This window comes from Paraburkholderia sp. BL6669N2 (assembly GCF_003387275.1).
GTDB lineage: Bacteria > Pseudomonadota > Gammaproteobacteria > Burkholderiales > Burkholderiaceae > Paraburkholderia.
Map to the genome: position 1 here is coordinate 3,245,341 of NZ_QUNA01000002.1, position 22,163 is coordinate 3,267,503.

Here is a 22,163-nt window from a genome sequence, read left to right on the forward strand (position 1 = left end):
CAAGCCCGCCGCTCACACTACAGAAGACAAAAATAACTGTTATCGGGCAGTCGCGACGCTATCCAGCGCCTCGCGCACTTCGGCGACGAAACGCGTCAACGTCTCGGCAGCGGCTTCGGGCGCGGCCTGTTCGAGCAGTTGCACGATGCGGCTGCCGATCACGACGGCATCGGACACTTCGGCCACCGAACGCGCGGTTTGCGCGTCGCGGATGCCGAAACCGACGCCCACCGGCAGGGGAACGCGCGACTTGATGCCCGGGATTTTACTCGCGATGCTGGAAACGTCCAGATTTGCCGCTCCGGTCACGCCTGTTAACGACACATAATAGACGTAGCCGCTGGCAATCTTGCCGACTTCCGCGATACGCTCGTCGGTCGACGTGGGCGCCAACAAGAAAATCGGATCGATGCCGGCAGATCGCATCTGTTCAGCGAAGTTAGCACACTCTTCGGGCGGATAATCGACAACCAGTACGCCGTCTACGCCGGCGTCCTTCGCCGTCTTCGCGAAGGTTTCGGTACCCATGCGTTCGATCGGATTGGCGTAACCCATCAGCACGACGGGCGTGGTGTCGTTGGTCTCGCGGAAGCGTTTCACGTCGGCGATCACAGTGCGCAACGACACACCTTGGGCCAACGCCCGTTCCGACGACTGCTGAATCACCGGACCGTCGGCCATTGGGTCGGAAAACGGCACGCCGAGCTCGATCACATCCGCGCCGCCGGCAGCGAGCGCATGCATGAATTCGACGGTGCGAGCGGGATCCGGGTCGCCGGCCGTCATGAACGGAATCAGGCCTTTCTTACCCTGGGCGGACAGCGCAGCAAACGTGTTCTTGATACGGGACATGGAATATTCTCGGATTTGGGCTACCGCGCGGCGTGCTGATGGCGCGTCGCTCATTGCACTTCGGTCTGCCGTTGAGTTTTGGCTTTGACCCGACGCGCTACAGGCGGATTAGCAGCCGCGCTGACGCGTTCGCGCGCAATCGCGCAGTAACTCTCATTGATTTCATAGCCGACGAATTCGCGCTGCTGACGGGCGCAAGCGACTGCGGTGGTGCCGCTGCCCATGAAAGGATCGAGCACGCGCCCGCCCTTCGGACAACTTGCCAGTACCATCCGCTCGACAATTTCCAGAGGCTTCTGGGTGGGGTGCGCGACGCGCTCGGCGTGTTGCCGATGCAGCCGCGAAACCGACCAGACATCTTTTGGATTATAGCCAACCTCGAGCCACTTGCTGCCCTCGAACAATTTACGCGAACGCGCCTTCTTCGTGGCGGCATCGTACGGGATGCGGACGGGATCGAGATCGAAGAAGTAATCCTTCGACACCGCGAAAAAGCCGATGTTGTCGTGCACCGAAGTGAACCGGCGCACCGTTCCGCCCATGCTCGGCACACGCCGGTCCCAGATGATTTCGTTGATCATCGTGAGTTTTGTCTTCAGGAAGCTGAAGATTTCCGGCGCGTACTGCCAGGTGCAGAAAATGTACAGCGAACCTGACGGTTTGAGCTTCGGAATAGCCAATTCGAGCCAGCCACGCGTCCAGGCGAGAAAATCTTCGCCCGTGCGCATGTCGGAGTCGTTGCCATAGTCCTTGCCAAGCCCGTAGGGCGGATCACATACGATCAGATCGATCGATCCGTCGGGAATGTTCGCAACATCGGTCAGAAAATCGCGGTTCAACAGCTGGATGCCGGCAGGCACCTGCGGCAGCAGCAGTGCAGGCGCCTCGGCCGCCGGACTATCGGCGGCCGGCGTTTCCGTGGTTTCAATGGCCGGCTGCGGCTCGTCGAACTCGTCACGCATCGTCGCCGCGCTCAGAACTGAATGCCCGATCGCTCAGCGACCGTATGCATGTCCTTGTCGCCGCGGCCCGACAGATTGACCAGAAGGTACTTGTCCTTCGGCAGCGTCGGCGCGAGTTTCGCGGCATAGGCCAGCGCGTGACTGGATTCCAATGCCGGAATGATGCCTTCGATCCGGCAGCAATCGTGGAACGCCTTGAGCGCTTCTTCGTCGGTGATGCCGACATATTCAGCGCGTTTGCTGTCTTTTAGCCACGCGTGCTCGGGGCCCACACCCGGATAGTCCAAGCCCGCCGACACCGAATGCGTCTCGATGATCTGGCCGTTCTCGTCCTGAAGCAGATACGTGCGGTTGCCATGCAGTATGCCAGGGCTTCCGCCAATCAGCGACGCAGCGTGCCGGCCGGATTCGATGCCGTCGCCCGCTGCTTCGACGCCTATCAGTTTCACCGAAGTGTCGTCAATGTACGGGTAAAAGATGCCCATGGCGTTCGAACCGCCGCCAACGCACGCAATCACCGCGTCCGGCTGACGACCGACCAGCTCAGGCATCTGCACTTTGCATTCGTCGCCAATCACGCGCTGGAAGTCGCGCACCATCATCGGGTAAGGATGCGGTCCCGCCACCGTGCCGATGATGTAAAACGTGTTTTCGACGTTGGTGACCCAGTCGCGCATGGCTTCGTTCAACGCGTCCTTCAAGGTCCGCGAGCCGGACTCGACCGGCACGACGGTCGCGCCGAGCAGTTTCATGCGGTACACGTTGGCCGCCTGGCGGCGCACGTCCTCGGCGCCCATATAGACGACGCATTCCATGCCGAAACGCGCGGCGATGGTCGCCGTGGCCACGCCGTGCTGACCGGCGCCGGTTTCCGCGATCACGCGCGGTTTGCCCATGCGCTTGGCGAGCAGCGCCTGGCCGATCACATTGTTGACCTTGTGTGCGCCGGTGTGATTCAGGTCTTCGCGCTTGAGGAAAATCTGCGCGCCGCCGAGCATTTCGCTCCAGCGCTGTGCGTGATAAATCGGCGACGGACGGCCGACGAAATACTTCAATTCGCGCTCGTATTCGGCAACGAATTCCGGGTCTTGCTTGTATTTGTCGTATGCCGCACGCAACTCGTCGAGCGCATGGACCAGCGTTTCAGCGACGAACACGCCGCCAAATTGGCCGAAATGGCCTCTTTCGTCAGGCAAGTTATACATGGTGATCACTTTTCTCAGTGTGGCGCGCGACTCTCATGCGAGACCACCGCGGCGCCGGAATCATTCGGCGTCCGCCGCGCGCACCGCGCGTACGAATGCCGCCATCCGGGCGTGATCTTTCACGCCCTTGGCGCCCGGCGTTTCGATGCCGCTCGAGACATCGACCGCGTACGGGCGCACGCGATGGATCGCTTCACTGACGTTTTGCGCGTTCAACCCACCACTCAAAACGGCCCGACGCGCGAGCTCTGCTGGAATAAGTGACCAATCGAAGACCTTCCCGCCGCCGCCGTATCCTTCGACATGGGTGTCGAACAGAAGGCTGCTGGCTGCTGAATAGCTAAGAGCCGATTTTACCAAATCGGCCGGCTGAGTATCCGCCGCAACGCGCAATGCGCGCAACCAAGGCAAACCCGCAACGCCAGCGAGCGATTCGCACTGCTCCGGCGTCTCATCGCCGTGAAACTGCAGCAGCGTAAGTCCGACGTTGCTCACGACCTCGCGGATCCAGTCCGGCGTGGCGTTGACGAACAAGCCGACCACCGAGACGAACGGCGGCACATCGTGCACCAGCTCGACCGCCTGCGCGACGCTGACCGACCGCGGGCTTGGCGGGTAGAACACGAGGCCGATTGCATCGGCGCCGAGGTCGATCGCGTGGAACACGTCCTCGGGCTTTGACAGGCCGCACAGCTTGATGCGTGTGCGATGCGGCGCGGCCTGCTGCGGGGCGCCTTGGTGGGATTCGTTTGCGAGGTTTTCGGTTGAGTTCATGTTTGCGCTTGCTCGGTCCATACGGTACTCCACGGCACGCTGCCCGTGTGCGGCGCGGGCACGGCGAATTGCGCAGGATAGCCCACCTGCCCCAGATACAAACCGTCCGGCATGAAGGTCGGCGCGGCGAAATCGCGATCGCGGCTCGCGAGCACCTCGGCCATCCATTCGACCGGACGACGGCCACCGCCGATGTAGACGAGGCAGCCCATCAGGTTGCGCACCATGTGGTGCAGGAACGCGTTCGCCCGAAAACGGAAATGGACGAAGTCGCCCTGTTGCTTCACGTCGATCTGATACAGGTGCTTGACCGGCGTTTTCGCCTGGCATTGCGACGAACGGAATGCCGAAAAGTCGTGTTCGCCGAGCAGATGAGCGGCGGCCTTCCGCATCGCGGCGACATCGAGCGCCGTATGCACCCAGCCGGCCCGTGTCGCCAGCATCGGCGAGCGCACCGGATGGACATACAGCACGTAGTAATAGGTCCGCTCGAACGCGGAAAAACGCGCGTGGAACTCATCGGGCATCGGCTTGGCCCACTGCACCGAGATCGTCTTCGGCAGGAACGAATTGGTGCCGCGAACCCAGGAAACGTCGGCACGATCCAGTTCGGTATCGAAGTGCACGACCTGCCCAAGGCCATGCACGCCCGTATCCGTGCGACCTGCGACGACGGTTTGCACCGGTGTCTGTGCAAACTCGCGCAGCGCTCGTTCAAGCTCGTCCTGCACGGTGTTACGGTGCGGTTGCGACTGCCAGCCACAGAATGCCGAACCGTCGTACTGCACGCCTAGAGCAATACGCTTCACGACAACGGAGCGAGCGTCGAGAGCAACGCGCGGGCCTCGGTGCGCGTACCCGGATCGTTCGCCTCGATCACTTCGTTGATGAGCGCGCGCGCGCCGGACAGATCGCCAAGTTCGATGTATTCGGCCGCCAGTTCGAGCTTGTTGCGGGCGATGCGGCTCAGATCGTTCTGCGTAAACGCCGGCAACGGCTGGGCCGGGCTCGGCGGTAACTCGAGGTCGAAATCGAGCTTCAACGCGCCGAAGCCGGCCGCACCCAGACCGCTGCCAAAACCCGCGCCCAAGCCCGCGACGGCGGCGTGGCCTGCGGTGCCGGCAGTGATTTCGTCGGCGATATGCGGCGTGTCGTCGTCCGGGTGGAGCAATGGCACGGCTTGTTGTGCCGTGGTTTCCGGCGACGCGACCGGCTGGCTCGACAGTGAGGCGGGCGCTTGCAAGCCATCGGCGGACGACTCGACGCGCGGGGGCAATGGCATGTCGAGGCTGCCGAACGCATCGACGGCGTCGCGCGGGAATTCGGTCGGCACGGCCGCGGGTGCGGATTGCGGTTGCGCTCGCGGTTCTGGCTCGCTCGACGGTTCCAGCCGCGCAGCCGGCGCATCATCCCATTGCAGGCGGTGGGAGGGTTCCTCGTGCAAGAAGGCTTCGTCGACGGGCTCCAGCGGCGCCAGGGGCAAGGCCTCTGCGCCTAGTTCCGCCGCGGCGGCAAGGCTCGCGGCCGTGGTCGCGCTGTCGAAGTCGTCGTGGTGGGACGCTGGGAGGGGTTCGAGATTGGAACCGCTCTGAGCGGACGGAGCAATGGCTGGATTCGATTGCTCAGGTTCGACGGATGCGGGTGTTGCGGCGCGCTCTTGTGAGATGTGGTCGGGCGCGCTGAGGTCGGGTGAAGGGAAAGCCGTGTGGGCTGTGGGAAGGTCTTGTGCTGGGTGGTCTGCGGCTGCCTGCTCGGCGTCCACTTGCTCGGCTGCCGTGCTTTCGGCGGCGGTATGTTGGGCCTCGGCGTGCTCGGCGGCCGTGCGTTCCGCAGCAGCACGCTCAACCTCTGCGTGCTCCGCCGCCGTGCGCTCTGCCGCTGCGTGCTCTGCCGCTGCGTGCTCTGCTGCAGCCTGCTCCGCTGCCGTGCGCTCTGCCGCTGCATGTGCTGTCGCGGCCTGTTCTGCCGCAGCGCGCTCCGCTGCCACGCGCTCCGCCGCTGCATGTTCTGCCGCTGCATGTTCTGCCGCTGCCTGCTCCGCCGCCGCCTGTTCTGCCGCAGCGCGTTCTGCTGCTGCCTGTTCTGCTGCTGCCTGTTCTGCTGCTGCCTGTTCTGCTGCTGCCTGTTCTGCCGCTGCCTGTTCTGCCGCAGCCTGCTCCGCTGCCGCGCGCTCCGCCGCTGTATGTTCTGCCGCAGCCAGCTGCGCCGCTGCATGTTCCGCTGCCGTGCGTTCCGCCGCGGCCCGCTCTGCCGCGGCTTGTTCTTCCGCTACACGTTCCGCCGCCGGTTTCTCCGCCTCCCGCGCAGCAGCCTGACGAATCTCCGCGTCGCGCTCTGCCGCGACCCGTTCCGCCATTTCACGCGCCGCCGCGTTGCCTTCCGCAGCTTCACGCTCCGCAGCCGCCTGTGCCGCCGCATTTCCAACGACCGCATCATCGCCGATGTCAGACGCTCCGCGCGCCGGAATCTGCTCGGGCGTCGAAGCGGCGTCCTGCAAGCCCGTTGCCCGCGCGGACACTCCCGTAGCGCCCTCCGCCGACGCAGCCTCCGCCGCCGCCCGTTCGCGCTTCCGCCGCCCCATACGCAGCGCCGTCAGCAGCGCGACCAGCGCCGCGCCAATCGCCGCCGCCACGCTCAACTCCGTCTGCGACATGCCGGCTTCATTCGACGTCGATGCCACCGGCGTAGCACCATGACTCGGCACAGCCGCCGCTGACGATGCGCCGGCCGGCGGCTGCGCGACCCCGGACGACGCCGTGCTCGTAGCGGGCGGCGTCCCACCGATGCCGTGCTTCTGCAACTCCATCAGCACGCGATTTTTCAGCGCGAGCAATTGCTGCAAGCTCGACACCTGCGCGCGCGGTTGCGATGCCGGCTGCGCGGCGGTCATCGCCGGAGTCGTTCCGGCGCCCGCCGTTGATGCGCCCTCAGCCTCGCTAGCCGAGGGCTGAATCGAACCGGCCCACTCATGGGTGCCGCTGGCCGGCGATGCCGCCGCCTGCGATCCCGCGACCGGCGCGGATGCAGCCGTGCCGCCCGGCGTCGCCGAGCTTGCTTCGGTGGCCGCACTGGCCATCGCCGAAACAGCGGGAGCGGCCGGCGTCGTCGCGCGCGCCGCCGCACTTGCTGCGCTTGCCGCGTTGGTTGTCGCGTTCGATGCCGGACCAGGCGCCGCCGCAACACCCGCCGCCGACGCCGCCAGCGCACCCGACGCATCCAGCACCGGCACCGTCAACACCGCGCCCAGCCGCAACCGGCTCGGGTCGTGGCTCATGAAGGCATTCGGGTTCGCATCGAATAACGCGCGCGAGGCGCGAGCGAGCGTCGCCTTGTCATGCGACTGCGTGACGGCAATCGCCACGTCGTTCAGCGACTGCCCGGGCCGCACCGTCACCTGGCCGCCGTTCGCGTACGAAACGGAGGCGGCGTCGCCCGGCGCGGCGAGCGCGCTGCCCACGCCAGCGCACGCGAGCGCGGCGGACACAGCGGCGGAGGCCGTCAATCGGCTCGCACCCTGAAGATTGAACATAGCCCGAAGGGATGAGAGTCGAAGGTTCATCGGGACTCCTGGCGCGTCAGCGCGCAGCCCTTTTTTGCGGTTGGAAAGAGACAAGATAATCGGAGCACACAATGAAAAAAGCGCCGCGCAAGCGCGACGCTTCTTGAGTTTTCTACGCGTCGTGAGCGCGTAGTTTACTTTACTTGTCGAGCACAATGCGAAGCATACGACGCAGCGGTTCCGCGGCGCCCCACAACAGCTGATCGCCGACCGTGAAAGCCGACAGATATTCGCCGCCCATCGCCAGTTTGCGCACGCGGCCGACCGGCACCGTCAGCGTACCCGTCACCACCGCCGGGGACAGATCGCGCATCGACGCTTCACGCTCGTTCGGCACGACCTTGACCCAGTCGTTGCCCGACGCGAGGATGCTGTTCACCTCGTCCAGCGGCACGTCCTTATTCAGCTTGATGGTCAATGCCTGCGAGTGGCAGCGCATGGCGCCAATCCGCACGCACAGGCCGTCCACGGGAATCGAACCCGGCCTGCCCATGGCCGGCTTGCCGAGAATCTTGTTGGTTTCCGCGCCGCCCTTCCACTCTTCCTTCGACATGCCGTTGCCGAGATCCTTGTCGATCCACGGAATCAGCGAGCCGGCGAGCGGCACGCCGAAGTTGTCGGTCGGCATGCGGTCGCTGTTCATCGCGGCGAGCACGCGACGGTCGATATCGAGAATCGCCGACGACGGATCCGCCAGGTCTTCCTTGGCCGCGCCGTAGAGCGTGCCCATTTGCTGCAGCAGTTCGCGCATGTTTTGCGCGCCTGCGCCCGAAGCGGCCTGATACGTCATGGCCGTCATCCAGTCGACGAGGTTTTCGCGGAACAGGCCGCCGAGCGCCATCAGCATCAGGCTAACCGTGCAGTTGCCGCCGATGAAATTCTTCTGGCCCTTGACCAGCGCATTCTTGATCACGTCGAGGTTGACCGGATCGAGAATGATGACGGCGTCGTCCTTCATGCGCAGCGACGAAGCCGCGTCGATCCAGTAGCCGTTCCAGCCCGCAGCGCGCAGCTTCGGGAACACTTCGTTCGTGTAGTCGCCGCCCTGGCACGAGATGATCGCTTCGCACTTCTTCAGGTCGTCGATGCTTGTTGCATCTTTGAGCTTGGTCTCGTTTTTGGCGAACGACGGCGCGTTGCCGCCCGCGTTGCTGGTGCTGAAAAACACCGGTTCGATAAGATCGAAATCGCCTTCCTGCTGCATGCGTTGCATCAGGACGCTGCCGACCATGCCGCGCCAACCTACGAGACCTACGTTCATGACTTCATACCCTTCGAATGGAAACTTCCCCGCATCTTTGCCCGCAGTGACCGCGCGGGGAAGATGAGCGGGCACGACGGACGATCAGCGTTTCGTGATCGTTTTCGGGGTAATCGTTTTGGTGGTGGTAATGGCGAGCTCAACCGCACGGGCCGTTTTGCCGTGCAGTGTCGAAATCGAGGAGATTTGAACTGTATGCGCCATCGCCACAATATACACGAAAACCGGAATCCGGCGACGTCAATGTCCGCCGTTGCCGTCCGTCGCTGTTGTCTGAATTACGCGCGAATCGGCCTGTTTCGAGGCAAATTCGCGCTTTAAGGCCGTATGTGAACCTGACGACCGCTTATCTTGCCTGCGAGCTTAGAGCGCGGCCACAACCGCGTCGCCCATCGCGACAGTGCCGACCTGCTTGCAACCCGGTGTGAGAATGTCGCCGGTACGATAGCCCTGTTCGAGCACCTTTTTGACCGCGTTTTCGATGCGATCCGCCTGCTCCGCCTTGTTGAGCGAATAGCGCAGCATCATGGCCGCCGACAGAATCGTGGCGAGCGGATTCGCGACGCCCTTGCCGGCGATGTCCGGCGCCGAACCGTGCGACGGTTCGTACAAGCCCTTGTTGTCCTTGTCGAGCGAGGCCGACGGCAGCATGCCGATCGAACCCGTCAACATGGCCGCTTCGTCGGAGAGAATGTCGCCGAACATGTTGCCGGTGACAACCACGTCGAACGCCTTCGGCGCCTTCACCAACTGCATGGCGGCGTTGTCGACGTACATGTGCGACAGTTCTACGTCCGCATATTCCTTCGACACGTCGATCATCACGTCGCGCCAGAACTGCGAGGTTTCGAGCACATTGGCCTTGTCCACGCTCGTCAGCTTCTTCTGGCGCTTTTGCGCCGCCTGAAACGCGACGTGCGCGATGCGGCGCACTTCAGGCTCCGAATAGCGCATTGTGTCGAAGCCTTCCTTCGCGCCTTCGAACAGGCCGTCCGGCGACGAACGCACGCCACGCGGCGCGCCAAAATAGATGTCGCCGTTCAGTTCGCGCACGATCAGGATGTCGAGGCCGGAAACGATCTCTTCCTTCAACGACGACGCGCCCGTAAGCTGCGGATAGCAGATCGCCGGACGGAAGTTCGCGAACAGTTGCAGGTGCTTGCGCAAACCCAGAATGGCCTGCTCCGGACGCAGCGCGCGTTCGAGCGAGTCGTACTTCCAGTCACCGACCGCGCCGAACAGGATCGCGTCGGCTTCTTTCGCCAGCGCCAGTGTCGAATCGGGCAGCGGGTGGCCCTTCGCTTCGTAGCCCGCGCCGCCAACCGGCGCCTCTTCGAGTTCGAATTTTTCGCCGAGCACGTTCAGAACCTTGACGGCTTCCTTGACGATTTCGGGACCGATGCCGTCGCCCGGCAACACTGCGATTTTCATGCGAATTCCTTGAGGTTTGCTTCGAGACTGTTGAGTGCCCCTGGACCCGTCGCTTCGCGCCAACCAGCCGCGCGGGACAAGAAAAGTCGGAGCGGCCTTGGCGTTTTTCTGAGAACTTGAATTAGCGGGCGGGCCTGGCTAGGCTCTGACGAATGCCCTTACCCGACGATGCGGTGATTCAGCCAGGGCTGCTTCGCAATACGCTCCGCTTCGAACTGGCGAATCTTGTCCGCGTGTCGCAACGTGAGGCCGATGTCGTCGAAACCGTTCAGCAGGCAGTACTTGCGGAACGCCGCGACTTCGAACGGATATTCGGTGCCGCCGTCCGACGTACGCACGACTTGCGCCTCGAGATCGATCGTCAGGCTGAAGCCGTTGAACGCATACGTTTCGTTGAACAGGTGATCGACTTGCTGCTCAGTCAGCACGATCGGCAACACGCCGTTCTTGAAGCAGTTGTTATAGAAGATGTCGGCGAAACTCGGCGCGATCAGCGCGCGAAAGCCGTATTGCTCCAACGCCCACGGCGCGTGCTCACGCGAGCTGCCGCAGCCGAAGTTCTTACGCGCCAGCAGCACCGAAGCGCCCTGATAACGCGGCTGGTTCAGCACGAAATCCGGATTCAGCGGACGCTTCGAATTGTCCTGACCCGGCTCGCCGTGGTCGAGGTAGCGCCATTCGTCGAACGCGTTCGGGCCGAAACCGGTGCGCTTGATCGACTTCAGGAATTGCTTCGGAATGATCGCGTCCGTGTCGACGTTCTCGCGATCGAGCGGCGCCACGACGCCGGTGTGTACGATGAATTTATCCATGACGCTTGCGCCTGTTTCAAGACCGGGCAATGCGCGCGGCGGCCGGAAAGCCGCTCGGCGCAAAGCCGGCAAAAAATCAAAAACCGCTTATTTTTCAGCGTGGTTGCTGATCGAATTGCCGAGGTGCGACATGTCCTCGCCGAATCCGTGCACCGTGTTGCAACCGGCCAGGCCGAGCAATAGCCCAGCCAGCGTACCGAGAGCGAAGCGGCGCAATAGAGTGGTGCGATTCATGTTCTTCATCATGCGTGTTTATCCAAGCTTGCGAATATCGACGAAATGCCCTTCGATGGCCGCAGCCGCAGCCATTGCGGGGCTCACCAGGTGGGTACGGCCACCGGCGCCCTGACGACCCTCGAAGTTCCGATTCGAGGTGGACGCGCAACGCTCGCCCGGATCCAGCCTGTCGGCGTTCATGGCGAGACACATCGAGCAACCCGGTTCACGCCATTCGAAACCGGCATCGGTAAAGACCTTGTCGAGGCCTTCACGTTCCGCCTGCGCCTTCACGAGACCCGAACCCGGCACCACCATGGCCAGACGAATGTTCGGCGCCACGCGGCGGCCCAGCTTCTTCACGACGTAAGCCGCGGCGCGAATGTCCTCAATGCGCGCGTTGGTGCACGACCCGATGAAGATTTTATCCGGCTTGATCGATTCGATCGGCGCATTCGGTTCAAGCGCCATGTATTTCAGCGCGCGCTCGATGGCGTCGCGCTTGACCGGGTCTTTCTCGCGATCCGGATCCGGCACGTAGCCGTCCACGGCCGTGACCATTTCCGGCGACGTGCCCCACGTGACTTGCGGCACGATCTCAGCGGCGTTCAGCTCGACCACGCGGTCGAATTGCGCGCCTTCGTCCGACTTGAACTGCTTCCAGTACTCGACCGCGTGATCCCACTCCAAGCCTTCCGGCGAGAACGGGCGGCCTTTCAGATATTCGATCGTGGTGTCGTCGACCGCGACCATGCCGGCGCGCGCGCCTGCTTCGATCGCCATGTTGCAGACCGTCATGCGGCCTTCCATGGAGAGCGCGCGAATGGTCGAACCGCCGAACTCGATCGCGTAACCCGTGCCGCCTGCCGTGCCGATCTTGCCGATGATGGCCAGCACGATGTCTTTCGCGGTGCAACCGCGCGGCAACGCGCCTTCGACCTTCACCAGCATGTTCTTGCTCTTCTTCTGCAAGAGGGTTTGCGTGGCCAGCACGTGCTCGACTTCCGACGTGCCGATGCCATGCGCCAGCGCGCCGAACGCGCCGTGCGTGGACGTGTGCGAGTCGCCGCAGACGATCGTCATGCCCGGCAGCGTGGCGCCCTGCTCCGGCCCGATGATGTGCACGATGCCCTGACGCAGATCGTTCATCTTGAACTGCGTGATGCCGTAGGCGTCGCAGTTCGAATCGAGCGTATCGACTTGCAACTTGGAAACCGGATCGGCGATGCCGTGGCTGCGGTCGGTGGTCGGGACGTTATGGTCCGAGACCGCCAGGTTCGCGCTAATACGCCACACCGGACGCTTGGCCAGCTTCAGGCCTTCGAACGCTTGAGGGCTGGTGACTTCGTGCAGCAGGTGACGGTCGATATAGAGAATCGTCGTGCCGTCTTCTTCCGTGTGGACCACATGTGTGTTCCACAATTTGTCGTAGAGAGTCTGTGCCATGGTATGCGGGGTAGTAATGACTTCGGGCTGACTGTGTCGGTCGATTATGCCACGCAGAACCTCGCTCCGGGCCGCTGAATTTCGCGAAAAAACCGATAAAAAACAGGGAGTTGGGTGGTAGTGACGATACCTGTATCGGCGTTACCCGGCAAGGGCGGGCGCGTAAGCTGGTTGCTTGCAAACGAAATCTGTTCCGGTGCGAACAAACCTGTTCGTTGGAAATGGAACAAAGAAAGCTGCTCTGGCGGCAAGGATCCATCTCTGAATTTGCGTCTCAAGGACCAGGATCTTCGATACTGGCAGCGTGCAGGCGATCAAAATCAAGAATAACGATCTCCCCGAATTTCAGATCGACGATACCCTGACTCTCGAGGTTCTTGAGCAGCTGGTTCGTCGTCTGCCGTGTAAGCGAAACCATTGAAGCCAAGGTGTCTTGCGAAAGCTTTATCCTGCTCCGTTCGGCATTAATCCCGCCGTAGCCACCAGCGATCAGCAATAAGCGACTTGCCAAGCGTTGAGCGGCCGGCAACAGTGTCATGGCTTCGTTGTTTTCGAAGGAGATTCGGATTTTTTGCGCCATCAACAAGCCAAAATTCCGCCAGTAAGCAGGGTTAGCCTTAAGCAGGCTTTCCAACGGTGCACCGGGTACGTGAAGCATGAGAGTGTCACTTATCGCTGAGGCATCGTGCGGACGAGGCAGCCCGTCGAACATCGAGATTTCCTCGATCCAGGCGGTCGGCCCAAGTACGGCGAGCAGCGCCTCTTTTCCATCCGCGCCGACAGTACCGATCGACAATGCACCGTCGAGAACCGCGTACAGGCCGAACGACTGTTCGCCGCGCCGATAAAGCTGTTGCCCCTTCTTTAGCCGGAGCAGGTCAGAGTGAGCGACAAGATAGTCCTGAAGCTCGATCGGTAAATCCTTGAACCACGGTGTTGTTGCCAGTTGTGGCCTATAGCTTTGTACATGGGAATTCATTTGGCGCCAATCTGTCGGGTAGCTGATAGATATTAGCCGGTTTTGACGACATGATCGGGGCTCATGTCTGACGGCGCGGAGAGGTTATCGCGGGCGTCGGCCCTGTTCGAGCGGCACGAGTGGCAGCAATGGCAAAATGCCTGGGGCATGCCGCGCCACGCGAGTCGAACGAATCTCTTTCTTTGCGAGGTACGCAGTCGTGGAACACAAACATATTCCGGGTCTTGTCGATGTCATCAAGGTGGATCAGCCTGCCGGCATCCTTCAAATCGCGCGTGACGGCACGCTCGACCGCGCCTTTGGGTCAGGCAAGCCATTGCTCAACAGTCTGTTGGTCCGCCGCATACTCGGGGTGCTGTCGTACAAAGGTCATCGATTCCCGACGATGAGCGCGAGAAAGGCAACTGGACGCGAGATCCAGCAGGACGCGTTGTGGCACAAACTCAACGCCGCCGCACCGGATATCCGCGCGGCCCCCGCCGACCTGGAGCCATTGGCAGCGTGGGTTCGCGGCACAAACACTGACGTTGCAGTCGGGCCGCTTGTGCAGCAGGTCATAGGTCGTTTATTCAGTCCCACCTTCGAAGCTGGCGAGGCCACCTGGGCCGCTGCGCAAGTGCTTGCCGCGTCCCTTGCGCCGGGTAATGCGCTGCGTAATCTGGCCTGGAAAGTAACCGGCAAGGTGACGCGCGCCAAGGCGTTACTCGTTTCGATGGTCGGTGGAGACCTTGCAGGCGTCCACGCCGTCAGCGTAGCAATACACAATGTCGTAAAAGGCCTGAATCACATGCGTGGCCTTTATCTCGACGCCTCGGTGCGGCAGACACTCACGGCCGAAGTGGCCAGCCATCGCTGCCTTTTCGCCCCAGGCGTGGTCCTTCGTCAAGCGACATCGAGTGGATCGGTCGGTGGCTGCCCTTACTCCGCGGGTACGCTGCTGTTGTTGGAGCTGGAGAAGGCTCGGCAGACGAGTGGCGACGAATCGATGATTTTCCTTGCCGACACCTGGAGTCGCTGCCCGGCCGAGCAATGGGTGCCTGCGATGCTGGAAGGCGTATGGAGGCGAGCCACAAGCGCTCGCGAACAGTAAGACCCGCTTCGTTTGCACCGTAGCCGGTGTGTACGCGTCGAGCAAGCATATCGGCAGTCGAGACATTCTCATGGTCATTCGGCCGCCGGTCTTCGTGATGGCACCTGCTAGACTTTCTCTCCATGGACACTCTCGAACGAAACCGCCCGTTGTCTGCATCCGAGATGTCGCTCGCTCGTTGGATGCTTGAGCATGGCGAGCCAAAGGCGCAAGAGTTTCTCGAACAGCTCGCAGCGGCCGAGGTAACGCCTTCGCGCTGTCCTTGCGGCTGTGGGTCCATCAATTTCCAGATCAAGGGCCGCGAACCTGCTCCACCGGGCGTACACATCCTCGGGGACTTCATTTTCGGCCCGGTCAATGCGCCGGCCGGAATATTCATATTCGAGAGCGGCGGTTTGTTGAGCGGCATTGAGGTCTACGGGCTGGCGGGCGACGCTCCTGCACAGTTGCCCCGAGAAGAGACGCTTCGGCATTTCTCTACCGGTGGCGGTGTCGTCGAAGGTCCAACCCCGCGATCGTCGAAGTCGAGAAGCAGTTGACTCGGCAGTCGATCTCAGTCGACCAGCTCGACGCCGCACTGTCCGCCGCCAAAACAGCACGGCAATCGATGCAAGCCGCGCCCGTCACATGCCCAGCGCGCCGCGATCCTGGCCTGGCACGCATGTCGAACTGGCTAATGCCTTTAGCGGCAGATCTCGCCTTTCGACACGGCACTTGAGGGCTGTCAGTTTGTAAGCGTCGTACGAGTTGGCACAGTCGTTGCGCGAAGGCAGAGACTAATAGGGCTCTTGCTATGTCTGTCATCCTGATCGTTGACGACGACTCGGATTCGTTATGGCTACTCCAGGTTGTTTTAGAGGGGCGCGGCCACCACGTCGTACTCGCTGACGATGGGCATCCGGCGTTGCAGATTGCAAGTCGTTACCTTCCCGATGTAATTGTCACTGACTGGAACATGCCATGCATGGACGGGGACGTCCTGTGCGAGCGGCTCAGGTGTTATCCGGCGCTGGCCCTGATTCCGATCATCATGACCTCGGCGCAATCTGCGCCATCAGATAGAACTGGGCTATGGAATATTTTTTTCCGCAAGCCTGTCGATATCGAACTACTCGCGACGACCGTCGATTCCCTGGCGGCAAAGCGCTTGGAAAACAGGTCAATCCGACCCCACTGCGGAGCCACGCCGCTATGTAGGTGGCCTGCGGAAGCTCTGAAGTACTGGGCATAGCAGCGGCGCATTTGAGGCGGCAGGCAGCAGTGACTTTCCACAGATTGTCCTGCGTTTTCCAGCGGCGCTCGACCATCTCTTACACGATGGCAGCGCAGCAAACGAAAATCGGTGCCGCGTTCCGAGCAGGAGGAGTAAAGGACACGGACAACTCGACGTCGAGTGTCGTTCGCTATCCAAGGCGTGAGGCCGATAATTCACCAAAGACACCGCCCACCTGTCAGCTCGACCACTGCGCAAAATCTACAAAGAATGACCAACTGCGTCTTGCTCATTCCTTGCTCTCAGGAAAGAGACATCCGCCGTTGCGGACCAGCGCCTTTATCTCTTCGCCCACCTGCAAGGGGCTTCCGCGTAAACGAGCAACGAAATCCTTGCGACGCCGCACGTACGACTTCGAATCGTGCTTCGCGCTCCAAAGAACGATGGCAAGCACGATGGGAATGAGATCCAGGCCCTTCTCGGTTAGCGTGTAAAAGTCCTTGCGCCTGTCGTCGGGGTTGGGCGCCCTCGAGAGAATGCCTTGCTCGTCAAGAAAGGCAAGGCGCGAAGCAAGCACATTGGTCGCGATCCCTTCTTCCGATTTCAGGAACTCGCCATACGTCTTCTTGCCGACGAAAACGATATCGCGAATGATCAGGAGCGACCACCGGTCGCCGAAGATCTCCACGCCGTAGTTCACCGCGCAATGGGACCGAACGTCTTCTTTGGATGTCGTCGTCTTCATGGCTGGATTTTAACATCGCTTGCGTAACGCAAGTAAATTCCCTTGTTTACTTGTTTTTTGCAAGTAATGTGGCTAGCATGGTCGTTCGGGGTACGGGCACCGCTTACCTCACCAGGAGACTGCGTGATCACTATCAGCATCATCGGCGCAGGCGGCATGGCCGCGGCGATCGGCGGCCCTCGGCTTAGTGCGCCCGTACCACCGCTTCTCGCATCACATCGCCTATAAGGAGCAATAACATGCACGTTTTCGTCACCGGCGGCACCGGTCATATCGGTCCGTACATCATCTCCGACCTCATCGCCGCCGGGCACGAGGTCACCGGCTTAGCCAGGTCGGACAAGTCCGCAGCGGCGGTGTCCGCGCTCGGCGCCAAGGTGCGTCGCGGAGATATCTCAGACCTCGATGGGCTCAAGGCGGCTGCGGCGCAGGCCGACGGCGTCATCCACATCGCGCATAGGCAAGACCTGCTTCCCTCCGGCGGACTTGACGCCGTGGCCGCTGCGGAACTTCAGATCATGCTCGCGTATGGCGAGGCACTGGCCGGAAGCGGAAAGCCGCTGGTCGTGTCGGCAAGCATCGGCTCTCCCGGATGGGAAAACCTGGGCCGGCCAGCCACCGAGCAGGATCCGGCCCTTCCCGGCGGCGATGCGTACAAGGGGACTCTGCGAGTTCGCAACGTCGTGGAGCTCACCGTAGTCGATCTCGCGGAGCGGGGCGTGCGGTCTTCGGTCGTGCGGATTCCTCCTATTGCACACAGCACGACCGATACCGGCTTCCTCCCGCTGCTGATCGGGCTCGCGAAGGAGAAGGGTGTCGTCGGCTACCCCGGGGACGGCGCGAACCGGTGGCCGGCCGTGCACAGCCGCGACCTCGCTTCCTTGTTCCGCCTGGCGCTGGAGAAGGGTCCGGCTGGCAAAAGCTGGCACGGGATTGAGGGGGAGGGCATCCGGTTCCGCGAGATCGCCGAGGCTATTGGCAGTCGTCTGGGCCTGCCGGCGGTGAGTATTCCGGAGGACGTACTGATGTTGCCGGGATACTTTGGATTCCTCGCGAATCTTGTCACGCTGGACCTCCCGGCGTCCAACCTCATCACGCGCCAGACCCTCGGCTGGGAGCCTGCTCAGCCCGACCTGCTTAAGGACCTCGACAATGGCCACTACTTCCCGGCCCTTTGAGTTGAGCTGAGGCGGGAAGCCGAGTCGCAACGAGCCCGGCGGACAGCAATGTCGCGACGCCGTGATTCATCCGCGAAGACTCTGCTGACCCAAGGATTGCATGAGGGACGGCCGACGCGGCTCGGCGCACACAAAACATTCACCGGGGAAGCCCCGTTTTGAAAGTACGAGCACCGCTTAACTGACCAGGAGACTGCACATGAGCACTATCAGTATCATCGGCACAGGTGGCATGGCCACGGCGATCGGCGACCGCATCGCCAAGGCTGGACACACCGTCGAGGTGATATCTCGCGACTCTGCCAGGGCGCGGGCGCTGGCCGACAAGCTCGCAGCTGGGGCGACCACAGGGACGTACGGCGTCGCGCCGGCGGGCGACATCGTCATCCTCGCCGTGCCGTACGGCAGTGCGGCGGCGGTGGTGACCGACTTCGGCGAGGCGCTCGGCGGCAAGGTGATTCTCGACATCACCAACCCGATCGCCCCCGACCTCACGGGCCTCGTCACCCCCCACGGCAGTTCTGGTGCGCAGGAGATCGCCAGGAGCGCCCCCGCCAGCGCGCATGTCGTGAAGGCGCTCAACACCCTCTTCGGCCCGGTACTTGCGCGGCGTGGACGCCTCGACGCGTTCATCGCCGCTGACGATCCGAAGGCCAAGGCGCGGGTTTCTGCCTTCCTGGAAAGTCTCGGGCTGCGTCCGTTCGATATCGGCGGCCTGCACATGGCTTCGACGCTCGAGTCGCTCGGCCTGATGCTCATCGGCCTGGCCAAAAACGGCGCCGGCACCTTCGACATCGCCTTGAACGTCGATGTCGGCTGAATCAACACCAACGCGGACGGTCGTCCGACCCCACGGTTCTTCAGCATCCCGCTAACGCAACCGGTCCCGCTCGGCAAGCATGCTCACCATTTCCGCCATGTTCTCGGTGCCCCAGGTACAGAGCGGGACAATCTTGTCGGCCAGACTGCGGCCGAGCGGGGTCAGCGCGTAGTCCACGCGCGGTGGCACCTCCTTGTAGTCGGTCCGCGCCAGCACATGATCGGCCTCCAGTTCCTTCAATTGCTGGATCAGCACCTTGGCGCTGACGCCGTGGACGTTGCGCTTGAGCTCGCCGTAGCGCTTCGGGCCGTCGAGCAGGAAGTACAGGATCAGCGGTTTCCACTTGCCCGAGATGATGCTGAGGGTGGCGGCAAGCCCGTAGGAATAGCGCCCGCCGCAATTTTGAGAACAGTCAGTCATTTTCGTGGTTACCAAAAGGTGCATACTTGTTGTTAGGTTATCATAACTGCATACTCGTCTCAAGTAAGCAGTTCTTCTGCTTCCGTACAACTCCAAGGAAGGATGCACCTCATGACCAGGTTGAATGGAAAGACCGCAGTGATCACCGGCGGCGCTACCGGCATCGGCCGCGCCGCAGCAAAGCGCTTTATCGAGGAAGGCGCCTTCGTCTTCATCTTCGGCCGCCGGCAGGAAGCGCTCGACGCTGCTCTGGCCGAGCTCGGGCCTAATGCCCGCGCGGTGAAGGGCTCGGTCTCGGACGAGGCCGACCTCGCCCGACTCTACGCGGCGGTGAAGTCCGAGCGCGCAAGCCTGGACATCGTCTTCGCCAATGCCGGGGCGGGAAGCCAGCTTGCGCTCGGCAAGATTACCGCCGAGCACATCGACGAAACCTTCGACACCAATGTGAAGGGCACGATTTTCACGGTCCAGCAAGCGCTGCCGCTGATGAGCGAAGGCGGTTCGATAATCCTGACCGGATCGAGCGCCGGCACCACGGGCGCCCCGGCAATGAGCGCCTACAGCGCGAGCAAGGCGGCCGTGCGCAACCTCGCGCGGACCTGGGCAGAGGAACTGAAGGGCACCGGCATCCGCGTGAACGTGCTGTCGCCCGGGGCAACGGCGACCGAACTCGCTAAGGAAGCGCTAGGCGAGGAAGGCCAGAAGGTCTTCGCCTCGATGACTCCGCTCCAGCGCATGGCCGATCCGGCGGAGATCGCAGCGGTGGCCGCCTTCCTCGCGTCGCCGGACAGCAGCTTCATGACCGCCAGCGAGGTCGCCGTCGACGGCGGCCTGGCGCAAATCTGACGCTACGCCCTACGGCGCTCCATTCGATTACTCGGAGCGCCGTAGGGCTCGGTAAACCAAAGGAAAATATATGAGCTACGCAATCATCGGCTTCGGCAAGATCGGCCAGGCCCTGGCCAAGGCGTTTGCCCGCAACGGCATGGAAGTATCCGTTGCGACCACTCGCGACCCGGAAAGCTTTGCATCCGCTGCGGCCGCAATTGGACCTGAGATCATTCCCAAAAGGCTGGCGGAAGCCGTCAAGGCGGACATCATCTTTTTGGCGGTCCGTTTCGAGTCGCACCGGGATGTCGCAAAGGCGCTGCCCACCTGGCAGGGGAAGACCATCGTCGATGTGACCAATGCCTACGGCGTGCCCCCTGAGCAACTGGGAGGACAGCCCTCTTCCAGGGTCGTCGCGCACGCCTTCACTGGCGCAAGACTGGTCAAGGGCTTCAATCATCTGGGCGCTGCTGTACTTGAGCAGGATCTGGCCGTGCACGGTGGCAGGAGAGTCGTGTTCCTCGCGAGCGACGACGACGGCGCCGCAGCGGAGATCAGCGCGCTTGCGGAAAATCTCGGTTTCTCGCCGATCAAACTTGGTGGACTTTCCGAAGGTGGACTGCTTGTGCAGGCGCGCGGAAATAGCTGGGGTCAACTGGTCTTCAAGGACCTGATCAAGTTCGACCGATAAATCGTTATCGCGAATCTTTATGCGATCCTGGCTCGTGGACAAACGGCGACCGCCGTTTTATTGAGGGGCACACGTCTCTCACGTCGTTCAACCCGGAAAACCTGTCGCGGGTCGAGGGAATAGAGACTGTCCGACGTCAAGGACGCGATCGTTCCCTCGCTTGCTTCAGTCGTGGGTCTACTTCGATCGTATCCGATGCAACAGTAATGGAGAGAGTTCGATGAGCACGCAAGAGAATGTCCAGATTGTGAAGGATTTTTTTGCAGCAATGGGCCGCTGCGATAAGCAAGGTCTGCTGGCGATTTCTGCCGAAGACATTGAGTGGATCATTCCGGGCGAGTGGCCGCTAGCCGGCACACACCGCAGACACGCCGGATTGGCGGATTTGCTTCAGAAAGCTTCAGAAACGGTGGAAACATCATACCCAGAGTCCCCTGAATTCGTAGCGCAGGGCGACAGGGTTCTGGCCGTCGGCTTCGCCACGGGCAGAATCAAAGCCACGAACAGGAGGTTCGAAGACCATTGGATCTTCGCCATTACCGTTCAAAATGGCAAAGTGACGAAGATCCGGGAATATATCGACACACTTGCACTCGCGCGGGCCTCCGAACCTTAAAGCTGAAGCTGGCGATGAATCCAACAACAACAGCCAATCAGTTGGGTCGAACTGAGTACGCCCATATCGCGGGCAGGCGTGTTAGTGCGGTTACTTACCCCGTTGAGACGCGAACCCATCGAGCTTCACATGTGTGATTCACACTGATCGTTCCAACTAAAATGGGGCGTCCAGAAACAGGGGCTCGTCAAACCCTGGCCACAGGGTGATGCGTAGACGAGCGCTTCAACCAAGTCCGAATGTTTTTCTCAAGCTTGAATCGACGGGACCAGCGGGCATGAAGCGGCGTAACTTGCTCAGCAACGACGCCTGTCCGGCAGGCGTGCGACGCATCCGCCAGGCGCCAAGCGCCGCTTCGACAATGGTGTTTGCCACGCCCTCGGGCTCGGGCGCACCTTTGACACTCTTCACGACTGCGCTCGTTGCAAGGGCACGTTCGCGGTCATAGTCGGCGATTTTCGAACCCGCCTGGGGCGCATTGATGTCGAGATTGGTTCTGGTAAAGGACGGCTCGACCACCGTTGCGCGTATGCCGAACTGGCGCACCTCATGATCCAGGGTTTCGGTCAGCCCCTCGACGGCATGCTTGGTAGCCGAATAAAGACCCATATACGGAGCCGGCAAAAAGCCAAGCACCGAACTAACATTGACGATCCTTCCGCCATGTTGTGCCCGCATGTGGGGAAGTACCGCGCGTATTGTGCGCAGGATGCTGAATACATTGGTGTCGAACAGCGCCGCAGCCTCGGTAACAGAGGCCTCCTCCACCGCACCGATCAGACTCGTTCCCGCATTGTTGACGAGCACATCGATACGCCCCGCGCGATCGAAGATGATCTGGACTCCGGATTGAACGGAGGCATCGTCGCGAACATCCATCTCGACAAGCTCGACGCCAGAGATAGGCGTCGCTTTTGCGATGCTTCGCACGGTGCCCAACACGCGGCAACCGCGGCTGGCAAACTTCTCGGCGGCGGCGCGTCCGATACCGGATGACACACCGGTCACGACGACAACGGTAGAGTTCGACATTGCAGTTTCCTTCGATACAGTGAATTGATTGTG

Annotated in this window: 23 protein-coding genes; 8 read left to right on the forward strand and 15 right to left on the reverse strand. The window is 61.8% G+C overall.

Going from position 1 to position 22,163, the window contains the following annotated elements:
* Positions 1–39: 39 nt before the first annotated feature.
* From trpA to B0G80_RS37110, 12 genes are all read right to left on the reverse strand, one after another.
* Positions 40–852, reverse strand: coding sequence for a tryptophan synthase subunit alpha (gene trpA, locus B0G80_RS37055; protein WP_116122646.1), 813 nt, complete (start codon positions 850–852; stop codon positions 40–42).
* Positions 853–902: 50 nt separating this feature from the next.
* Positions 903–1,814, reverse strand: a complete 912-nt coding sequence (locus B0G80_RS37060) for a site-specific DNA-methyltransferase (protein ID WP_106282616.1) — start codon at positions 1,812–1,814, stop codon at positions 903–905.
* 11 nt (positions 1,815–1,825) lie between these two features.
* Entirely contained in the window at positions 1,826–3,019 is a 1,194-nt protein-coding gene (gene trpB / locus B0G80_RS37065) for a tryptophan synthase subunit beta (RefSeq protein ID WP_116122647.1), read from the reverse strand.
* 60 nt (positions 3,020–3,079) lie between these two features.
* Positions 3,080–3,793: a phosphoribosylanthranilate isomerase gene (locus B0G80_RS37070; protein ID WP_116122648.1), complete on the reverse strand. Its 714-nt coding sequence runs from the start codon at positions 3,791–3,793 to the stop codon at positions 3,080–3,082.
* Positions 3,790–4,602 carry a tRNA pseudouridine(38-40) synthase TruA gene (gene truA, locus B0G80_RS37075; RefSeq protein ID WP_116122649.1) on the reverse strand — a complete coding sequence of 271 codons (813 nt, stop codon included), beginning with the start codon at positions 4,600–4,602 and terminating at the stop codon, positions 3,790–3,792. The genes B0G80_RS37070 and truA overlap by 4 nt, the downstream gene beginning before the upstream one ends.
* Complete coding sequence (locus tag B0G80_RS37080) at positions 4,599–7,352, reverse strand: FimV/HubP family polar landmark protein (protein WP_116122650.1); 2,754 nt, start codon at positions 7,350–7,352, stop codon at positions 4,599–4,601. The genes truA and B0G80_RS37080 overlap by 4 nt, the downstream gene beginning before the upstream one ends.
* Before the next feature lie 139 nt (positions 7,353–7,491).
* Complete coding sequence (gene asd, locus B0G80_RS37085) at positions 7,492–8,613, reverse strand: aspartate-semialdehyde dehydrogenase (protein ID WP_116122651.1); 1,122 nt, start codon at positions 8,611–8,613, stop codon at positions 7,492–7,494.
* Positions 8,614–8,976: 363 nt separating this feature from the next.
* A complete protein-coding gene (gene leuB / locus B0G80_RS37090) occupies positions 8,977–10,044 on the reverse strand; it encodes a 3-isopropylmalate dehydrogenase (RefSeq protein ID WP_106313336.1) in 1,068 nt (355 codons plus the stop codon).
* A 158-nt stretch (positions 10,045–10,202) separates the two neighbouring features.
* Positions 10,203–10,856, reverse strand: coding sequence for a 3-isopropylmalate dehydratase small subunit (leuD, locus tag B0G80_RS37095; protein ID WP_116122652.1), 654 nt, complete (start codon positions 10,854–10,856; stop codon positions 10,203–10,205).
* Positions 10,857–10,943: 87 nt separating this feature from the next.
* A complete protein-coding gene (locus B0G80_RS37100; RefSeq protein ID WP_116122653.1) occupies positions 10,944–11,102 on the reverse strand; it encodes an entericidin A/B family lipoprotein in 159 nt (52 codons plus the stop codon).
* A 6-nt stretch (positions 11,103–11,108) separates the two neighbouring features.
* Positions 11,109–12,518 (reverse strand): 3-isopropylmalate dehydratase large subunit, encoded by a 1,410-nt coding sequence (leuC, locus tag B0G80_RS37105; RefSeq protein ID WP_116122654.1) that lies wholly within the window; start codon positions 12,516–12,518, stop codon positions 11,109–11,111.
* Positions 12,519–12,792: 274 nt separating this feature from the next.
* Complete coding sequence (locus tag B0G80_RS37110; protein ID WP_116122655.1) at positions 12,793–13,497, reverse strand: Crp/Fnr family transcriptional regulator; 705 nt, start codon at positions 13,495–13,497, stop codon at positions 12,793–12,795.
* A 199-nt stretch (positions 13,498–13,696) separates the two neighbouring features.
* Between B0G80_RS37110 and B0G80_RS37115 the strand changes: the two genes are divergently transcribed.
* From B0G80_RS37115 to B0G80_RS37125, 3 genes are all read left to right on the forward strand, one after another.
* Entirely contained in the window at positions 13,697–14,587 is an 891-nt protein-coding gene (locus B0G80_RS37115) for a hypothetical protein (protein WP_116123872.1), read from the forward strand.
* A gap of 122 nt (positions 14,588–14,709) precedes the next feature.
* Positions 14,710–15,126 (forward strand): hypothetical protein, encoded by a 417-nt coding sequence (locus B0G80_RS37120; RefSeq protein ID WP_147309973.1) that lies wholly within the window; start codon positions 14,710–14,712, stop codon positions 15,124–15,126.
* Positions 15,127–15,380: 254 nt separating this feature from the next.
* A complete protein-coding gene (locus tag B0G80_RS37125) occupies positions 15,381–15,818 on the forward strand; it encodes a PleD family two-component system response regulator (protein ID WP_116122657.1) in 438 nt (145 codons plus the stop codon).
* Positions 15,819–16,089: 271 nt separating this feature from the next.
* On the opposite strand, the gene B0G80_RS37130 is transcribed toward B0G80_RS37125, so the two are convergent.
* Positions 16,090–16,545, reverse strand: a complete 456-nt coding sequence (locus B0G80_RS37130; protein ID WP_106282603.1) for a helix-turn-helix domain-containing protein — start codon at positions 16,543–16,545, stop codon at positions 16,090–16,092.
* 239 nt (positions 16,546–16,784) lie between these two features.
* Between B0G80_RS37130 and B0G80_RS37135 the strand changes: the two genes are divergently transcribed.
* Both B0G80_RS37135 and B0G80_RS37140 read left to right on the forward strand, forming a co-directional pair.
* Entirely contained in the window at positions 16,785–17,723 is a 939-nt protein-coding gene (locus B0G80_RS37135) for an SDR family oxidoreductase (protein ID WP_116122658.1), read from the forward strand.
* Positions 17,724–17,922: 199 nt separating this feature from the next.
* The gene (locus tag B0G80_RS37140; RefSeq protein ID WP_116122659.1) at positions 17,923–18,543 is read left to right on the forward strand and encodes an NADPH-dependent F420 reductase; all 621 of its coding nucleotides are present in this window, start codon (positions 17,923–17,925) and stop codon (positions 18,541–18,543) included.
* Between the two features lie 51 nt (positions 18,544–18,594).
* Here B0G80_RS37140 and B0G80_RS37145 read toward each other — a convergent pair whose 3' ends face one another.
* The gene (locus tag B0G80_RS37145) at positions 18,595–18,963 is read right to left on the reverse strand and encodes a helix-turn-helix domain-containing protein (RefSeq protein WP_116122660.1); all 369 of its coding nucleotides are present in this window, start codon (positions 18,961–18,963) and stop codon (positions 18,595–18,597) included.
* Between the two features lie 111 nt (positions 18,964–19,074).
* Between B0G80_RS37145 and B0G80_RS37150 the strand changes: the two genes are divergently transcribed.
* From B0G80_RS37150 to B0G80_RS37160, 3 genes are all read left to right on the forward strand, one after another.
* A complete protein-coding gene (locus B0G80_RS37150) occupies positions 19,075–19,809 on the forward strand; it encodes an SDR family NAD(P)-dependent oxidoreductase (RefSeq protein ID WP_116122661.1) in 735 nt (244 codons plus the stop codon).
* Between the two features lie 70 nt (positions 19,810–19,879).
* A complete protein-coding gene (locus B0G80_RS37155; RefSeq protein WP_116122662.1) occupies positions 19,880–20,482 on the forward strand; it encodes an NADPH-dependent F420 reductase in 603 nt (200 codons plus the stop codon).
* A gap of 220 nt (positions 20,483–20,702) precedes the next feature.
* Positions 20,703–21,098: a nuclear transport factor 2 family protein gene (locus B0G80_RS37160; protein ID WP_116122663.1), complete on the forward strand. Its 396-nt coding sequence runs from the start codon at positions 20,703–20,705 to the stop codon at positions 21,096–21,098.
* 225 nt (positions 21,099–21,323) lie between these two features.
* Here B0G80_RS37160 and B0G80_RS37165 read toward each other — a convergent pair whose 3' ends face one another.
* Positions 21,324–22,130 carry an oxidoreductase gene (locus tag B0G80_RS37165; protein WP_116122664.1) on the reverse strand — a complete coding sequence of 269 codons (807 nt, stop codon included), beginning with the start codon at positions 22,128–22,130 and terminating at the stop codon, positions 21,324–21,326.
* Positions 22,131–22,163: the final 33 nt, after the last annotated feature.

Bases quoted from the DNA above. Each gene is read 5' to 3' on its own strand.
- B0G80_RS37155 (WP_116122662.1), top strand. From the start codon at position 19,880: ATGAGCTACGCAATCATCGGCTTCGGCAAGATCGGCCAGGCCCTGGCC.
- trpA (WP_116122646.1), bottom strand. From the start codon at position 852: ATGTCCCGTATCAAGAACACGTTTGCTGCGCTGTCCGCCCAGGGTAAG.
- B0G80_RS37150 (WP_116122661.1), top strand. From the start codon at position 19,075: ATGACCAGGTTGAATGGAAAGACCGCAGTGATCACCGGCGGCGCTACC.
- B0G80_RS37145 (WP_116122660.1), bottom strand. From the start codon at position 18,963: ATGACTGACTGTTCTCAAAATTGCGGCGGGCGCTATTCCTACGGGCTT.
- asd (WP_116122651.1), bottom strand. From the start codon at position 8,613: ATGAACGTAGGTCTCGTAGGTTGGCGCGGCATGGTCGGCAGCGTCCTG.
- B0G80_RS37140 (WP_116122659.1), top strand. From the start codon at position 17,923: ATGAGCACTATCAGTATCATCGGCACAGGTGGCATGGCCACGGCGATC.
- B0G80_RS37080 (WP_116122650.1), bottom strand. From the start codon at position 7,352: ATGAACCTTCGACTCTCATCCCTTCGGGCTATGTTCAATCTTCAGGGT.
- B0G80_RS37060 (WP_106282616.1), bottom strand. From the start codon at position 1,814: ATGCGTGACGAGTTCGACGAGCCGCAGCCGGCCATTGAAACCACGGAA.
- B0G80_RS37125 (WP_116122657.1), top strand. From the start codon at position 15,381: ATGTCTGTCATCCTGATCGTTGACGACGACTCGGATTCGTTATGGCTA.
- B0G80_RS37130 (WP_106282603.1), bottom strand. From the start codon at position 16,545: ATGAAGACGACGACATCCAAAGAAGACGTTCGGTCCCATTGCGCGGTG.
- B0G80_RS37110 (WP_116122655.1), bottom strand. From the start codon at position 13,497: ATGAATTCCCATGTACAAAGCTATAGGCCACAACTGGCAACAACACCG.
- leuC (WP_116122654.1), bottom strand. From the start codon at position 12,518: ATGGCACAGACTCTCTACGACAAATTGTGGAACACACATGTGGTCCAC.
- B0G80_RS37100 (WP_116122653.1), bottom strand. From the start codon at position 11,102: ATGATGAAGAACATGAATCGCACCACTCTATTGCGCCGCTTCGCTCTC.
- leuD (WP_116122652.1), bottom strand. From the start codon at position 10,856: ATGGATAAATTCATCGTACACACCGGCGTCGTGGCGCCGCTCGATCGC.
- B0G80_RS37070 (WP_116122648.1), bottom strand. From the start codon at position 3,793: ATGAACTCAACCGAAAACCTCGCAAACGAATCCCACCAAGGCGCCCCG.
- B0G80_RS37120 (WP_147309973.1), top strand. From the start codon at position 14,710: ATGGACACTCTCGAACGAAACCGCCCGTTGTCTGCATCCGAGATGTCG.
- leuB (WP_106313336.1), bottom strand. From the start codon at position 10,044: ATGAAAATCGCAGTGTTGCCGGGCGACGGCATCGGTCCCGAAATCGTC.
- trpB (WP_116122647.1), bottom strand. From the start codon at position 3,019: ATGTATAACTTGCCTGACGAAAGAGGCCATTTCGGCCAATTTGGCGGC.
- B0G80_RS37135 (WP_116122658.1), top strand. From the start codon at position 16,785: ATGCACGTTTTCGTCACCGGCGGCACCGGTCATATCGGTCCGTACATC.
- B0G80_RS37165 (WP_116122664.1), bottom strand. From the start codon at position 22,130: ATGTCGAACTCTACCGTTGTCGTCGTGACCGGTGTGTCATCCGGTATC.
- B0G80_RS37160 (WP_116122663.1), top strand. From the start codon at position 20,703: ATGAGCACGCAAGAGAATGTCCAGATTGTGAAGGATTTTTTTGCAGCA.